General features: G+C 43.0%; 11 protein-coding genes. 6 read left to right on the top strand and 5 right to left on the bottom strand.

The features are described 5' to 3' along the window. Positions 1-1155: 1155 nt before the first annotated feature. Genes N473_RS19770 through N473_RS19760 form a run of 3 tightly spaced genes read right to left on the bottom strand, consistent with a single transcriptional unit; the run spans position 1156 to position 3683 of the window. Entirely contained in the window at positions 1156-1602 is a 447-nt protein-coding gene (locus N473_RS19770; protein WP_231099606.1) for a DUF3299 domain-containing protein, read from the bottom strand. A 60-nt stretch (positions 1603-1662) separates the two neighbouring features. Next, positions 1663-3000, bottom strand: a complete 1338-nt coding sequence (locus N473_RS19765; protein ID WP_063369416.1) for an ABC transporter permease — start codon at positions 2998-3000, stop codon at positions 1663-1665. Beyond that, positions 2997-3683: an ABC transporter ATP-binding protein gene (locus tag N473_RS19760; RefSeq protein WP_063369415.1), complete on the bottom strand. Its 687-nt coding sequence runs from the start codon at positions 3681-3683 to the stop codon at positions 2997-2999. The genes N473_RS19765 and N473_RS19760 overlap by 4 nt, the downstream gene beginning before the upstream one ends. Before the next feature lie 195 nt (positions 3684-3878). Between N473_RS19760 and N473_RS19755 the strand changes: the two genes are divergently transcribed. Further along, a complete protein-coding gene (locus N473_RS19755) occupies positions 3879-4979 on the top strand; it encodes a phosphoribosylaminoimidazolesuccinocarboxamide synthase (protein WP_063369414.1) in 1101 nt (366 codons plus the stop codon). A gap of 387 nt (positions 4980-5366) precedes the next feature. Then, a complete protein-coding gene (locus N473_RS19750; protein ID WP_063369413.1) occupies positions 5367-7679 on the top strand; it encodes an EAL domain-containing protein in 2313 nt (770 codons plus the stop codon). A gap of 12 nt (positions 7680-7691) precedes the next feature. On the opposite strand, the gene N473_RS19745 is transcribed toward N473_RS19750, so the two are convergent. Further along, entirely contained in the window at positions 7692-8696 is a 1005-nt protein-coding gene (locus tag N473_RS19745; protein ID WP_063369412.1) for a glycosyltransferase family 9 protein, read from the bottom strand. A gap of 90 nt (positions 8697-8786) precedes the next feature. Between N473_RS19745 and N473_RS19740 the strand changes: the two genes are divergently transcribed. Then, positions 8787-9623, top strand: coding sequence for a sulfurtransferase (locus tag N473_RS19740; protein WP_063369411.1), 837 nt, complete (start codon positions 8787-8789; stop codon positions 9621-9623). Between the two features lie 15 nt (positions 9624-9638). On the opposite strand, the gene N473_RS19735 is transcribed toward N473_RS19740, so the two are convergent. Continuing rightward, positions 9639-10832: an ROK family transcriptional regulator gene (locus tag N473_RS19735; protein WP_063369410.1), complete on the bottom strand. Its 1194-nt coding sequence runs from the start codon at positions 10830-10832 to the stop codon at positions 9639-9641. A 195-nt stretch (positions 10833-11027) separates the two neighbouring features. Here N473_RS19735 and N473_RS19730 point away from each other — a divergent pair, with 195 nt between their 5' ends. Genes N473_RS19730 through N473_RS19720 form a run of 3 tightly spaced genes read left to right on the top strand, consistent with a single transcriptional unit; the run spans position 11028 to position 13841 of the window. Continuing rightward, on the top strand, positions 11028-12137 hold the full coding sequence (locus tag N473_RS19730) for a substrate-binding domain-containing protein (protein ID WP_231099605.1): 1110 nt from the start codon (positions 11028-11030) through the stop codon (positions 12135-12137). Next, positions 12124-13056: an ABC transporter permease gene (locus N473_RS19725; RefSeq protein ID WP_063369409.1), complete on the top strand. Its 933-nt coding sequence runs from the start codon at positions 12124-12126 to the stop codon at positions 13054-13056. The genes N473_RS19730 and N473_RS19725 overlap by 14 nt, the downstream gene beginning before the upstream one ends. Next, positions 13056-13841, top strand: coding sequence for an ATP-binding cassette domain-containing protein (locus tag N473_RS19720; RefSeq protein ID WP_063369408.1), 786 nt, complete (start codon positions 13056-13058; stop codon positions 13839-13841). The genes N473_RS19725 and N473_RS19720 overlap by 1 nt, the downstream gene beginning before the upstream one ends. Positions 13842-13846: the final 5 nt, after the last annotated feature.

Genomic DNA, 13846 nt, shown 5'->3' with positions numbered 1-13846 from the left:
TGCGAAGCTTCGCTTCGGTCTCATTTCGTCCATGTGAAAGTAGGACATTGCCAGCAAAGGTTGCCCCGGGCAATTAAAGGTCGATTAACAGCATTCATCCATGAATCTAATCGACATTAGTACATCCATGTACGTCAAACCCGTTGCAGAAATGCAGCGGGTTTTTTCGTGCTAAATCGTCTCGAATATTGTAGAGGTCATGCACATTGATAAAGAGACGAATTAGCGCAAGGTGAAGGGGCCAGCCTTCACTGCTTTAACTCTTTACTCCTTTTGAATACAGTCCCTTAGCAACGGTTAAAATAGCTCACTTCACCTTGCACAAAAAGGGCGTACTCACTGCGTTCATTGTCTTTGGCAATTTGCACTATAGACCCTGAAACGATATACGGACTCCACCACATTACACTGTATGTGAGATGTGGTGGAGTCCATATATCGCTTCAGGATCCATTTCTTTTTGCCTAATATATGGTTTCCGGAGCAAGTCCGGAATGACATAGAGAGAACATGATAGAGATTGATGGCAGTGTATTGACTTTGTTTAGTTAAAACGGCTTATTTCACCTTGCGCGAAAAGAATGGCAATGCTCCGCGCTGTGTCATAAACCTTTCGCACGTTAATCACCTTGCGCAAAAAGAGCGTACTCATTGCGTTCGTTGTCGCTAGCCTTTTGCATGATAAGCGCAAGGTGAAGGGAGCAACCTTCACTGCCGACAAAACAAACTCAAGATTTCCTCGGCAGCAGCTAAAACGGCTTGTTTCACCTTGCGCAGATTGAACGTACTCGCTTCGCTCGCTATCGTTACATTTTGCACGTTAATCACCTTGCGCAAAAAGAGCGTACTCACTGCGTTCGCTGTCGCTAGCCTTTTGCACGATAAGCGCAAGGTGAAGGGAGCAACCTTCACCGCCGACAAAACAAACTCAAGATTTCCTCGGCAGCAGCTAAAACGGCTTGTTTCACCTTGCGCAAATTGAACGTACTCGCTTCGCTCGTTATCGTTACATTTTGCACGTTAATCACCTAGCACAAATTGAACGTTAGTTTCAAAGTGAGCAGTATTATCGGAAGTAAGTGGTCGTGATCGGAAGGTCAATGTGGAAGCGTTTTGTGGGAAAAGAGGAAGTATATTGACTTCCTCCTTGAAAAATTAAAGCTCGAAGGGGGCAACTCCTACCGCTTTCATGGTATATCCCGTTTGGGCAAGCTCACTTTTATGACTTTCTACTTTGATCGTGCCTGTTACGGTTATAGCATCATACAAGCTGTCAATTGGTACACCATTTTTGATCTTTACGTGTACGATTTGGTTTGGCGGTGGCGGTGGAACATGGATACATGCGCCAAAGTAAGGTACGAGTAAAAACTCAGTGATAACTTCGCTATTTCCTTCTAGCGGCACAACAAAGCCCGGCAAGCTGACACTTTTACCATCTAGTGCTTTGACAACGGGGGCGTCTAAATCGGGTTGTACCCAATTTTTATCATCGCCATCATGATTAGCAGCTTCTTGATTGCTGATCTGTTCATGACCCTCAGGAATTAAATCGTCCCAAAAAATCTCTTTTGGTGGCGCCGCAATAACGGATAAAGACATAAGCACCGTAGCTATGATTATAAACCAAGGTGCTAATCGAGTTGAAAACATAAAAACCTCTTAAACTTTGATACTCATGCCATCATTGAGTGAGTAAAAATACGCACGTATAGCAGGAATCGCGCCGATAACTGTACCTGACATCATAATAACCCCTAGCAAGAGCAGTTCATAGCTATTGAGCATGGATAATGTGATAGAAATACCAAACTGAGCTTGCAATAGACCTTTGCCTATAAAAATGAGTGTGTAAAACAGAGCAAGGCCTACCACACATCCGAGTGCAGTAATTAGAACGGCTTCACTGGTCATTAAAGCAAATATGTGGTGTGGCCGTGCCCCGACTGATCTCAGAATTGCAAGTTCCCTGCGTCGCTGGTTAAGTGAGGACAATAATGTTGTTAACATACCAAGTAAGCTTATCAACACAACAACCCCTGAAAATAGCATTAAGATTTTCTCGACAATATCAAGCATGCCCCACAGCTCTCGTAGAGTCACACCCGGCATAATGGCTGAAAGCGCCTCAGGTTCATAAGTATTGATATTGCGACGGACTTGCAAAGTGTACAAAGGCGAATCAAAACCCATTAAAAATGCGGTTATTTGTTTTGGTTTACCGACTAAGTCTCCTGGTTGACTATTTAGAGCTTCATTATTATGACTATGATGGTCGTGGTCGTGGTCGTGGTCGTGGTCGTGGTCGTGGTCGTGGTCGTGGTCGTGGTTTTTTCGTCCGATGAATTGTGTACCAGTGTGCTTTGGACCATGCATCTGCTCAATTGCTTTAAGCGGGACATGTAATGTTTTATCGACAGGGGTACCTGTCGGCTCTAGGATACCAACAATCACTAATGGGTTATCATCATGGTGATGAAAACTGGTGTTGCCCATGCCATGTGAGACCACAATTTCTTGACCTAGGTGATAGTGGAGTTGTTTTGCCACTTCACTGCCTATGACGACTTCCTGTGCATTGTGATAAGGCCGGCCATGCTTGAAGCTGAGGGAGTGTTTACTACCATAGCGATAATGTTCGAAATAGTTTTCGTCACTACCCAGTACAGAAAAGCCTTTATGACTATCGCCCAAACTTATTGGGATAGTCCATGCAACGCCTTTTTGTGCTTTGATATATTCATAGCTTTGCCAAGATAAGCCGTTATTTGCATGGCCGATTCTGAAAACACTGGATAGCAGCAGCTGAATATCTCCGGTGCGTGCCCCAACAATTAAATCTGTGCCAGAGATTGTACTACTAAAACTTTGCTTCGCTTCTTGCCTGACTCGCTCTATTGACAGCAGTAGCATGACACTAATTGCAATGGTAAATAATGTCAGTAGTACGCTGGCTTTTCGATTGATGATACTTTTAAAGGCGAGATTAATTAATGTCATAGGCTCGCTCCATTTATGTCTTTTAAACTGATTTTTCTATCAAATAAAGATGCAAGACCAGCATCATGACTCACAAATAAGATGGTCGCTTGATATTGTTCGGCCTGTTCAAAAAGTTGTTTAATGAAGATATCTCTATTATCTGCATCTAAAGCAGAAGTGGGTTCATCTGCAATGATGAGTTCAGGTTGGCCGATGAAGGCGCGTGCTGCCGCAACTCGCTGTTGTTGACCTATACTTAGCTCATTCACAGAGCGATGTTGAGTGTCTTCATCAATACCTAATTCATTGAGCAGTTTTAATGCCTGTGCCTCAGCGGTGATATTGATAGCTTTTAAATTAGCTTGTCTTCGCTTTGAAAAATTACACCCCAGCAACACATTCTCAATAGGACTTAAGTAAGGGAGTAAATTAAAGTTTTGAAAAATAGTACCAATATGGTCAGCTCTAAACTTATCTCTTTTGGCATCATTCAGTGCAGTCAGGTTTTCATTCAAAATTTCAATTGTGCCATGATGCGCAGTATGAATGCCTGCCAGTAGGCCGAGCAGGGTTGATTTTCCACTGCCACTGGGGCCGTGCAAAAATAGCTTTTCGCCTTTTTTTATATGTAGGTTATTGATTTTTAGCGTCGGGGTAGATTGGCCCGGCCAGCTAAACGTGAGATCTGATATTTGGATCATGTAACCATCTCTGAGTACCGAGTTTCAATCATATTATCTTAGAATGTACTTAGACTAAACTAAGTTTCGCTAGGTTGGTCGTGTAATGCGTTAAACAATTGTGATTTTTGTTGTGCTCGACTATCATACCACCCTCTAACCCCCTCTGTATTATGCGTCCTTTAGCAAGATGCAGCCGTTCTCTATGGAGATACAATGAGTAGCTACAAAGTTCTAGACGTCAATGACGATCTACCAATTCGCACTAAAGGTGCGGTACATAGTGGTAAAGTACGTTCGGTTTATTGGTTAACCGACCAAGACAGCGCCAGATTAATCGAAGAAAAAGGCTATGATGTTCCAAAAGGAACAGAGCTTGCGATCATGGTTATTTCTGATCGAATTTCTGCGTTTGACTGTATCTGGCAAGGTGAAAACGGTTTAAATGGTGTGCCAGGCAAAGGTATTGCGTTGAATAGTGTTGCAGCCCATTGGTTCAAGTTGTTTGATGAAGCAGGCCTTGCCGGAAATCACATTGTTGATATCCCTCACCCATACGTGTGGATCGTTCGTAAAGCAAGTACCGTTCGAGTTGAGGCAATCGCGAGACAATATATAACAGGTAGCATGTGGCGTGATTACAGCAAAGGTATTCGAGATTTCTGTGGTATTCAGCTACCAGAAGGCTTGCAGGCTCATCAGAAATTGGAAGAAGTGCTGATAACGCCTTCAACTAAAGGTATCATCTCTGGTGTGGAAGATGTGCCAGAAGTAGATGACGTAAACATTACGCGTAAAAACATCACAGATAACCTTGATGCATTTAACTTTAAATCCACTGACGATGTCACACGTTATGAGCAGTTATTAAGTGATGGCTTTAATCTTATTTCTAAAGAATTGAATAAGCTGGATCAGATTTTTGTCGATACTAAGTTTGAGTTTGGTTATGTTGAAGATTCAGATGGTGAAACTCGATTGATTTATATTGATGAAGTTGGTACGCCTGACTCTTCTCGTATTTGGGATGGACCAGCCTATCGAGATGGTAAGATTGTTGAAAACTCGAAAGAAGGTTTCCGCCAATTACTCATAAACAATGTGCCTGACAGTGACGTATTACTGAATAAAGATCGCATGCCTGAAAGAGAGTCTTTAGCGCAATCCTACAAGTTACCGCAAGACGTTATGATGTCTGTGTCTAACACTTATGTTGGCATTGCGAGTAAAATTGTGGGTAACGAGCTTGTTATCCCTCAAGATCCTCGTGCAGAAGTCATCTCTATTCTTGATGAGCAATATGGTCTTGTAGACTAATTAGCCTCCCAAAGGTGCCTAACAATCAGCTGCTTAAGTTATTGTTAGGCATTCGTCGTGCAATTCCTTGCTTTTCCTTTCTAAGTCACTTTTACTTAAGAATACAAAGTAATCTTAAGTGGCTCATTCCTATTTTTTCTGCGCACTTGGTACATACGATTTTGTGGCGTTCAGCTATATTTTAAGAACAAAAATCGTTTTATTAACGGTAAACGCATACAGAACGGTAGCAAGTGATGAAACAATTGAAAGATATTATCAAGTACAACGGTCTGTAAATTGGATTAGCCATAACAGTGTATCAATGAGAGCTTTAGATAATTCAACTATTTGGGGCGGGTTTATTTTGTCTGAATTATCTACTCATAGGTATGGTAAAGGAACATTATGGGCACAAGTTTTAAAAACCGAATTATTGTACTGTGTGTCGGTCTCGTACTGATCACCGCAGTAGCCAGTCTTGCGGGCTTTTGGTGGTCGACGAGTGAGTTTAAAGAGCGTCAAGTTCAGCAAGATATTCAAAAGGCGCAAAGCGTTTATCAACAGTATTTGGTGGCGCGTGAGCGACTATTGGTTACAGCTGCTTCAGTGTTAACTCAAGACTTTGGTTTCAAGCAAGCTGTTGCAACGAGAGATGCATCTACAATCAGCAGTGTTTTATTTAATCATAGTCAAAGGATCAATGCTGAACTGATGCTGCTATTGGATATGCGAGGTAAGTTGATTTCCACTAACCAAAATCAACTTGAGCTACCTCAGGATATGAGGCCTTTGGTTAAAGAGTTATTGGCTCATCAGGAGCGTTCGGCTTTTGTGGTTTTGGATAAAAAACTATATCAAGCCATTATTCTACCAGTCAAAGCGCCAAGAACCATCGCATTTACGATTGTGGGTTTTGTCGTTGATGAGCCAATTGCGCAGCAATTGAAAGGCCTAACAGGGATGGAGATGAGCTTTATCAGTCAGGGTGAGCGCATGAAAGCCAGTTCTATTCAATTGCCTGAAGATCGTGATTTATTTGCCTACCTTCATGAGCAGAAAATTAGTCGCTGGTTAGGTGAATACCCTTTGTATGTGAACGCGGAAGTAGCGCTCCCATCATTAACGAAAGTGCCTGTTAGTTTGGTGCTCAGTGCCGATCTACGAGCTGAATATGAGGAGTTTGATCAACTTGTACTTACCATTGTTTTTCTCTCATGTATTACCATGCTATTCGGTTTTGTCACCAGTGGCTTTTTAGCACGAAATTTAGCAACGCCTCTGCAGCAGCTGACGGTTATGGCAAGGCGATTTGCAAAAGGCGATTATAATGCGCAAGTCCATGAAACCCGTCCAACCAAAGAAATTTGCCAACTGGTTGATGCCTTTCATGAGATGGGAGATGACATTCAAGCTCGTGAGAAGAAAATTCGCTATCAAGCAAGTCACGACGTACTGACTGGTTTTTACAATCGTACTTCAGCGTTACCTATCTTGGATGCCTTGTTTTCGACCGAGCAAGTTTACTATTTGTTGGTGTTAGATATTAAAGGACTTAGGCACATCAATGACAAGTTAGGACCTCGCATAGGTGATAGCTGTATACAAGCGGTTGCAGCGCGTATTGAGCAGGTCACAGCCGATTTTGAAGGGCTGAATGTCAGACTGGGTGGAGATGAGTTCTTAACCGTCCTCTTAGCGAAACCAGACTCGACTATGGCGCAATGCGTAGATAACTTCTTAAATAAATTGACCCCCAGTTATACCGTTCATAATTTTGATATCAATTTGCGTTTTAGTGTGGGTGTGATCCACATCCCTGAACAAGCAGATAATGCTGACGACAGTATACGACGGGCTTTGATCGCGGCTGATAATGCTTCTCACGGTGTAGAAGATGTCTATTTTTATCAAACTGGAGAAGATGAAGCTTATCTGGAACGGCTTGAAATCGTTGATGAACTAAAGCAAGCATTGGTTGCAGATGACGGTCAACTTTTTATGACATATCAACCGAAACTAAATATGCGTACGGGCGCGGTAGATAAGGTTGAATCCTTGATCCGTTGGAAGCGGACCAATGGGGATTGGGTGTCTCCAGAGTTATTTATCGATCTAGCTGAGCAATCAGGTTTAATCGTTGATTTGACTCAATGGGTGTTGAAAACGGTTATATCGCAAATATCGGTTTGGACAGCACAAGGTTTAACGATGAAAGCGGCCATTAATGTATCCGCTCAAGATATTGCTGATATCGATTTCATACCTCATTTGCAGGCCATGTTAAGTACTTACTCTGTACCAGCAAACCTGATCACGATTGAGCTGACTGAGCGGGATATGATAGAAAATGAGGAAAAAGGGATAGCCGCGTTAATTGCACTTAAAGAAATCGGCGTGCATATTTCGCTGGATGATTATGGTGTTGGGCAAACCTCTTTGGGACGACTTAAAATGCTACCAATTGATGAATTGAAACTCGATAAGGTATTTATCTTAAAGTTGGCAGGGTCACATCAAGATCAATGTATTGTCCGCTCAACGATCAGCTTGGGTCACCAACTCGGGTTTTCTGTGGTCGCCGAAGGCGTAGAGGATGCAGAGTCATTGAAACTATTGGAAGAGATGAAATGCGATTATGCACAAGGTTATTATTTGAGTCGGCCTTTAAAAGCAGATGATTTCACACAATGGTTAGGCCAATATCACAAAGCAGTGTAAGGTGCTAAAGCCTTATTTGATAAGTTTAAAGAGCGCTTGATTGATGGCTTCTGGCGAAATATCTCTTATCATTTGTGACTCAAATAATGACATTGACTGGTGATGAAGTGCGATCAGGTTGTGTTGTTTTGGCGCGACGATAGACCAAGGAGATGTGCCTTGACCAATGATGGCAACACAGGGGGTGTTACAAGCTGCTGCAATATGCATTGGCCCAGAATCAATGGAGATCATCGCATCCATATCACCAATTGTGTCGATTAATATGTCCAGTGTCATGCGACCTGCTAAATTCGTCACTGAGTTACTTTGCTGATCGATTTCTTGTGTGAGCAATTCCATCTCATCTCGCTCAGCGTCATCACCTAATAAGTAAAGGTGTATATCTTGATGTGCACTTAATCGCTTGAGTAACGCGAGTGATAAATCATGAGGGTAACACCGGTGTCCTTTTATTGTCCCACCAAGATAAAGTGCTATTTTTAGCTTACCTTTAAGCGGCTGCTGTAATGCTTTGGGCGTAAGGGCGGGTTTACTAAAGGTTTTAAAGGGCTTGCCATGGGGCTCGTTGACCAGCTGGCAATAACGATAAATATAATGTTCACATGGGTTGAGTTTTAATGCATGACTTAATAATGGGCTTCGAGCATTCTGTGCGTAGCCGATGACTGTCTTGATACTGGCAAGTTTTAGCAGCAATGCGTCACGTAAAGAGCCTCTAAACAATACTGCAACTGAGATATTGTGCTTCTTGAGTAGACCTGCCATTTTTAGAATGGTGTGCGGCTCATCATGACAATGACGTTTGTCTGCTATGAACTCTACGCCATATTGCTCAGCACGAGAAAATAAGCTGGCCATAAATGGCCTACCTAAAACGTATATATGTTTTTTAGGGTACAGGGTTTTTAGTAGTTCCAAGGCTGGCAGGGTATTAATGGCATCCCCGATAAATTTTGGTAAAACGGCTAAAATAGCGCCGTTTACTTGACCTGAAACAATGACTTTACTACCCATACATTATATTTGCGATATACATTAAAGCGCCCTAGTATAGCGTTTGCTGTATTGGAATTTAACCGGAAGTAATTAAATAAGTGTTCGAAAATGGCAAAAAACTTAAAAAGCAGTCAGTGGGTTTATGAAAATCTTCAAGAATTGATCATTCTTGATGCGGGGATAATAAAGCCCGGTGAGCAGGGAACTTACCAACCTAAAGCAATTATTCCTAGTGCGCTGCGCTTTGACATCAGCCATACCTTTAGCGACCATGAAAGTGCTTTCCCTAACATGATGTGTTCATCAAATGTGTTCCAAGCAGAAGTACGTCAACTCGGTATTAATCATAGCGATACGATCGTGGTTTATGATGACAAGGGTTTATTTAGCGCAGCAAGAGCTTGGTGGATGTTTAGGTCAATGGGATTTGATCAAGTCTTTGTCTTAGATGGCGGGCTAAAGTATTGGCAAATATGTGGCTTTGAGACTGTGAACGAGTATGCGTGTGCTCAGGCATTAGGTGATTTTACAGCAGACCCTCAACCGCACTATTTTATAGACAAACGTACGGTTTTGTCTGGCATCGATTGCCCTGATACCTTGCTGTTTGATGCCAGAGGAGCGACACGCTTTGCAGGGAAAGGGGCTGAACCGCGTTCGGGGATGCGTCAGGGTCATATCCCAAATAGTGTGAATTTACCTTACAGCAGCTTGCTGACGGAGCAAGGGTTATTGCGACCTATCGAGGAGATTGGAAAGCAACTGAAGACATTAGGTGCTATGTCATATGATGTCACCTTACAGTTTAGCTGTGGTTCCGGGATCACCGCATGTATTTTAGCTTTAGTTGCAACTGAATGTGGTTACAAAAAGCTGCAGGTATATGATGGCTCCTGGAGTGAGTGGGGTGTGTTAGAAGATGTTCCAATCACTACCAGCTGCTAACTACGATTATCGGTATTAATACTGGCGAAGAAAAACACTTTCTTGTAATGGAGTACCTTGAAACAGTTTGGGCATGTAGAGCGTTTGCATATTTTTATTACTCAATGCAGCATGCAAAGGTAGTGTGGCCACGCCAGATAAAGCGATACTGTTGATATTCGGCACTTTAATGAGCCTGACGATATCTCTCTTGCCTAGTTGAGCAATAGAGGGAATAAAAGGTCTGAGTGTGCATATCAGCTTATCCAGACATGTTTCACTGAGGTCACTACCTATAATGATGGTTTGCGTATTGAGCACAGATTCCAGAGTGTGAATAGCTATTCTAAGTGGCTCCATGGCTTGGGCTACCCAGGCTGCACATCGTACATGTTTTGATGGATCCAGCGCATTGAGGGGAATAGCAGCTTCAGGACTATTTGCAACAAAAGTAGCTAGGGAGTCAATAGAGGAGAATTCATTGAGCGTGCCAAGCTCTCCCGTTTTTTCATTGTGTTCCGGCGTAACAAAGATATCGCCTATGGCGCCTGTTAAGCCATTTTGACCAAGCATGATTTGCCTGTCGTATACAATCGCAGCCTCCACTTTGTTACCAATATGAATATAGACGAAATTATGAAGGGTTTGTGCTTCTCCGAATAACATTTGATATGCAGCACATGCTGATGCGGTACTTTCTAAAGCGATAGGAAAATGAAGTAGCTCACTTAGCTGAGCTTGCAGTGTCTGGTTTAGTTGATGTTGAGATATTGCATCTCCTTGACTGGTATTAACTGACAGGCCGCCAGCCAAAACCGTTTGTATGCTGATATTATTTGTCGCAATAAACTGTTCTAACACATGCCCAATATCTGTCGCTCTCAGTGGGGAAGTGAGTTGTTTAGTGATAGTACTATGGCATTCACCATTCAGGTAATACAGTCCCAACTCTAATCGTTCTGAGGTAATACGGATAGCGCAAGTAAACGCAGCGTGTTTATTTAGACACAGCATTTTAGAAGGTTTTCCAGCCCCTTCAGAACGCTTTATGCCCATCTCTTCAACGAGGTTAATCGCGATCAGCTCTTCGACCATGTTTGTAATTGTTTGTTTGGTCAGTAACGTATTTCGTGCAATATCAGCGCGCGAAATGGGGCCAAGTGTCACAATCTGCGTCAAAACTAAACGTAAGTTAACGGCTTTATTTTGTTTAGCGTTTGACCCTTTCACTGTGATCCCTTTTTAATTTATGCATATAGATACCATGTTTAAGAGTGCCTATCTTATTACACATAGCATTATTTTCGAATAGTTTAAAAGGTGTATGCCGAGGTCTCATCGTCGTAGGGTAAGTAATATCATTTGACAAACATCAGAGTGCTGATCAAATGTACGTATTCAGGTTTTCATTAAAGGAACTATGCTGTGAAGCGCCGCTACCCAATTTCGAATGACTGGGGCCAGTATTTTCATTGGCAGTTAATAGCCATTTGGATGTGCTCTTTTGCTATGAGTTTCGTGGCGTTGGCGAAAGACAGTGCCGAATATCTCTTATCTCAACAGCAAGAAGCACAAGTAAAAAAGGCAAAACTCACCGCGGTTATGGCATGGCATGGCTCTAGCCCTTGGATAAATGCGGTCACCTCGGGCGCCAAAAAAGAGTTCCAGCGTTTGGGTATAGAGTTACTGGCAGTAACCGAGGCACATTATGATCCCGCGAAGCAGATAAGTGATTTAGAGACTTTATCAGTATTACAGCCTGATATCGTGCTATCCCTGAGCATTGATGGCTTAAGTTCAAAGCCAAGCTATTTACGTCTAAGTAAAGCAGGAGCGCAGTTGGTGCTGCTGAGTAACCCAATTATTGGTTTTAGTCATGGTGAAGATTATGCTGGCTTAGTGGGCGTCAACATTAAGGGAATGGGGCAAGCCGCTGCAAAATTAGTTGCCCAAGCCGTCGCCGCCCGAGGGGAAGTCGGGATGATTTTTCATGATGCAGATTACTATATTACTAATCAACGTGATGATGCTTTTGTGCAGGCGCTTAAACAATATAGTGAAATACAGCTAAGCGTAAAAAAAGGTTTTGTCAAAAAAAGTCAAACAGCGCAGCTGACAGCGGCCATGATTATTCAAAATCCAAGTATTAAAGCGATTTATGTATCTTGGGACGCGGCTGCAGAAGGGGTGATTGAGGCACTAAGAATTGCCAATCGAAAAGATATTAAAGTAATCACCCATGACCTTGGTACAAATAATCTGATTGATATGGCATTACATGGCAATATGTATGGCACGGTATCAGACCGCCCTTTTGAAATAGGGACCCATATGGCCAGAATTGGCGCGGGCGCTGTGATTGGAGACACTACGCCACAATATACTCAAGTCAGTTATAATTTAGTGACTCGCCAAAATATCGAAGCTTCATGGCATCTCGCATTTCAAACACCGCTTCCGGCTATTTTGCAAACCGCGCTCCGACAGCCGATATCCGTCAACCCTATATCCGATAGAGGTGATGATGATCAGTAAGCTCAATAGGCATTCGTTAGTGTATTATGCGTGCGCATTTTCCCTATGCATTTTTGCGATTACATTATCGGATACGGCCTTTTTTACTGTCACAAATTTTTTGAATATTTTTGTGCAAACAGCACCTATAGTCGTGATGGCGATTGGGCTGAGTTTTGCTTTGTCTGCCGGGCGCATTGACCTATCGATAGGTGCCACGGTCGCTCTATGCGGTTTGGTGACAGCATGGTTATTGCCACAATATGGCGCCATCATCGCAGTTATTGTAGCGATATTATTAGGGGCTGCTATTGGCGCATTTAATGGCTATTTATGTGAGCATTTGGCGGTGCATTCTCTCATTGTCACCTTAGGTGTACTTGGGCTACTGACGGGGATCGCAAGACAGCTTTCTGGGCTGCAATCCCTCCCTATTGTAAATATTCAATTTATCGAGTTGTTTGGTCATGGTGCCTTATTGGGGGTGCCTAATCTTATATTGTGGTTAGGAGGCAGTGCACTGGTTGCACAAATTGTGCTGGCTAAATTACGTTTTGGAAGCCATTTAGTCGCGGTAGGCACAGATCAATCTGCTGCATATCGTATGGGCCTTAAGGTATCGAGAATACGGATTATGGCAATGACTTTATGTGGGGCGTTTTGTGCCTTCGCTGGGGTGCTGTATGGCGCTAGAATGCAAAGTGCTCGATACTCAATTGGTGAGTCTGACTTAATGGTGGTGATAGCTGCGGTAGCCATAGGAGGAGGTAACCTGCTGGGAGGGCGTGTGAATATTTTCGGTGTTGTACTCGGTGTATGGTTAATCGGTGCCATTAATAATGCTCTGATCCTCAGCGGCTTTTCAAGTAATGAGCAAATGATGGTCAAAGGAGCAATTTTAATTATGGCCGTTGCTATGACGGCACAGGTGAAAAAGTGATGAAACGATCTGCTTTGGACCAAATCGCGTTAAATGTCAGTGGACTATGTAAAAGGTATGATGGTTTTGATGTGCTCAGAGGGGTTAATTTTACGATTAATCGAGGGGAGGTCGTTGCATTGTTGGGAGATAATGGAGCTGGCAAGTCTACACTCGTGCAAATACTCGCTGGGCTAACGCAACCAGATAGTGGACAGATAAACATCGGGAAAAAGCCGCAGAGGTTAAGCTCACCCAGCGCTTCTCAAAAAGCGGGCATGGCTGTTGTGCATCAAGATTTAGCTTTGGTGCAAGAGCTCAGTGTTGTCGAAAATTTATTTTTGAACCGTGAAATAGTACATCGAAATCGATTTTTACGTGCTCTGGGATGGGTGGATAAAAAAGCGATGTCAAGAAAAGCACAAAAGCTATTACTGCGACTGGGGATGGCGGTGGCTGATATTCACTCGCCAGTCAGCTCGTTATCTGGGGGGCAAAAGCAGGCTATCGCCATCATTAGAGCTGTGTATGCTGGAGCTGATATTATTATCATGGATGAACCTACAGCCGCATTGGGGGCAGAGCAATGTACACGTTTAGTGTCATTGATCCGGCTATTGAGCTCGCAAGGGATTGCCATTGTGTTAATTAGTCATAACTTACGTCAGGTAGATGTATTGTGCGATCGTGCAGTTATATTATTCGAGGGGCAAACCATTGCAGATGTTGCGATAGATGAGGTCAATAAAGCACAACTGCTGGCGTATATGAGCGGCGCTCAAAGTGATATTGCTAAAGCGAGTTAGGTCAA

Origin of the sequence: Pseudoalteromonas luteoviolacea CPMOR-1, assembly GCF_001625685.1 — a bacterium.
In the GTDB taxonomy this organism is placed as follows: Bacteria; Pseudomonadota; Gammaproteobacteria; order Enterobacterales; family Alteromonadaceae; genus Pseudoalteromonas; species Pseudoalteromonas luteoviolacea_K.
The sequence above is the reverse complement of the archived record's forward strand: the minus strand, read 5'-3'. Positions and strand labels throughout refer to the sequence as shown.

Coding starts and splice junctions, on each gene's coding strand:
- N473_RS19770 (WP_231099606.1), bottom strand. CDS start 1,602: ATGTCTTTATCCGTTATTGCGGCGCCACCAAAAGAGATTTTTTGGGAC.
- N473_RS19765 (WP_063369416.1), bottom strand. CDS start 3,000: ATGACATTAATTAATCTCGCCTTTAAAAGTATCATCAATCGAAAAGCC.
- N473_RS19760 (WP_063369415.1), bottom strand. CDS start 3,683: ATGATCCAAATATCAGATCTCACGTTTAGCTGGCCGGGCCAATCTACC.
- N473_RS19755 (WP_063369414.1), top strand. CDS start 3,879: ATGAGTAGCTACAAAGTTCTAGACGTCAATGACGATCTACCAATTCGC.
- N473_RS19750 (WP_063369413.1), top strand. CDS start 5,367: ATGGGCACAAGTTTTAAAAACCGAATTATTGTACTGTGTGTCGGTCTC.
- N473_RS19745 (WP_063369412.1), bottom strand. CDS start 8,696: ATGGGTAGTAAAGTCATTGTTTCAGGTCAAGTAAACGGCGCTATTTTA.
- N473_RS19740 (WP_063369411.1), top strand. CDS start 8,787: ATGGCAAAAAACTTAAAAAGCAGTCAGTGGGTTTATGAAAATCTTCAA.
- N473_RS19725 (WP_063369409.1), top strand. CDS start 12,124: ATGATGATCAGTAAGCTCAATAGGCATTCGTTAGTGTATTATGCGTGC.
- N473_RS19720 (WP_063369408.1), top strand. CDS start 13,056: ATGAAACGATCTGCTTTGGACCAAATCGCGTTAAATGTCAGTGGACTA.